The organism is Streptomyces canarius, assembly GCF_014650735.1.
Classification (GTDB): Bacteria; Actinomycetota; Actinomycetes; order Streptomycetales; family Streptomycetaceae; genus Streptomyces; species Streptomyces olivaceoviridis.
The window spans coordinates 1-1,762 of sequence record NZ_BMVN01000164.1 but is presented as its reverse complement, the minus strand read 5'-3'; the positions used below and the strand labels follow the sequence as shown (position 1 = coordinate 1,762).

Genomic DNA, 1,762 nt, shown 5'->3' with positions numbered 1-1,762 from the left:
AGTGAGCGCTTCCCGCGGTGGCCGGGGGAAGTTCCACCTGGACGCCGGGGTCGCCGGCGTCGGCGGTGTAGTCCTCCGGCCGGGTCTCGTCCACGCCCTCGGGGGCCTTGAGGGCCTTCAGGGCGAAGGTGAGGACCACGGTCACCGCCACGTTCAGGACGAACGCGGTGAGGCCGATGTAGCCGATCTCCCCGATGCCGGGGATCTCCTTCGCGGAGCCGCCGAAGTGCTTCTGGGTCGGCGAGGCCACGCCGTAGGCGGCGGCCGTGCCGTAGATCATGCCGACCGCCCAGCCGGCGAGCAGTGCCCAGCGGTGGAACCAGCGGGTGAACAGGCCGCCCACCAGCGCCGGGAAGGTTTGCAGGATCCAGATGCCGCCCAGGAGCTGGAAGTTGATCGCGACCGTCTTGTCCATGGTGAGGACGAAGACCAGCGCGCCGACCTTCACCAGCAGCGAGACCAGCTTGGAGACCTTGGTCTCCTGCTGCGCCGTCGCGTCGGGCCTGATGAAGTCCTTGTAGATGTTGCGGGTGAACAGGTTCGCCGCCGCGATGGACATGATCGCCGCGGGAACCAGGGCGCCGATGCCGATGGCGGCGAAGGCCACGCCCGCGAACCAGTCCGGGAACATGTCCTCGAACAGCTGCGGGATGGCCAGCTGGCCGTTGGTGACCTTGATCCCGGCCGCGATCGCCATGAAGCCGAGCAGGGCCAGCAGGCCCAGCATGAGGGAGTACAGCGGCAGGATGGTGGTGTTGCGGCGGATCACCTCACGGCTCTTGGACGACAGGGTCGCGGTGATCGAGTGCGGGTACATGAACAGCGCCAGCGCGGATCCGAGTGCCAGCGTGGCGTACGTCCACTGGCTCGCCTCGCCCGGCGCCAGCGCCCCGCGCGGCTTGCCGGTGGCCGGATTCACCTGGCTGAACGCCTCGCCGGCCTTGGCGAAGATGTCGTCGAACCCGCCCAGCTTGATCGGGATGTAGATGATCGCGACCGCGATGACGATGTAGATCAGCGCGTCCTTGACGAACGCGATCAGCGCGGGGGCGCGCAGGCCGGAGGAGTAGGTGTAGGCCGCCAGCACACCGAAGGCGATGAGCAGCGGCAGGTCCTTGACGAACCAGTTGGTGTTCTCGCCGCCGCCGACGCCCATCACGTCCAGCACCGCCTGGATGCCGACGAGCTGGAGCGCGATGTACGGCATCGTCGCCAGGATGCCGGTCACCGCCACCGCCAGCGACAGGCCCTTCGAACCGAACCGGCCGCGCACGAAGTCCGAGGTGGTCACGTAGCCGTGCTTGTGCGAGACCGACCACAGACGCGGCAGGAACGTGAAGATCAGCGGGTACACCAGGATCGTGTACGGCACCGCGAAGAACCCCGCCGCGCCCGCCGCGTAGATCGCCGCGGGGACGGCGACGAAGGTGTACGCCGTGTACAGGTCACCGCCCAGCAGGAACCAGGTGATCCAGGTGCCGAAGGACCGGCCGCCCAGACCCCACTCGTCCAGGGAGTGCTCGTTCTCGGCCCTGCGCCAGCGCGCGGCCAGGAACCCTATGACCGTGACGGCCAGGAAGAAGAAGACGAAGACGCCGAGCGCGACGCCGTTCACACCGTCCTTCACTTCACCGCACCCCCCTTCACGCCCTCACGGGAGCGCTGGTCGTGCCGCCACAGCTTGTACGCCAGCATGGTGAGCGCGGTGGAGATCAGCACCCAGAGCATCTGGTACCAGTAGAAGAACGGGATCCCGATGAAC

General features: G+C 67.8%; 2 protein-coding genes. Both read right to left on the bottom strand.

The window, feature by feature from the left end:
* Window positions 1-1,627: monocarboxylate uptake permease MctP (gene mctP / locus IE294_RS46595; RefSeq protein ID WP_189895367.1), on the bottom strand; the 1,627-nt coding region annotated here is incomplete at its 3' end.
* Window positions 1,624-1,762 (bottom strand): DUF3311 domain-containing protein (locus IE294_RS46590; RefSeq protein ID WP_189895366.1); only part of this gene is annotated, 139 nt, incomplete at its 5' end. The genes IE294_RS46590 and mctP, both read right to left, overlap by 4 nt.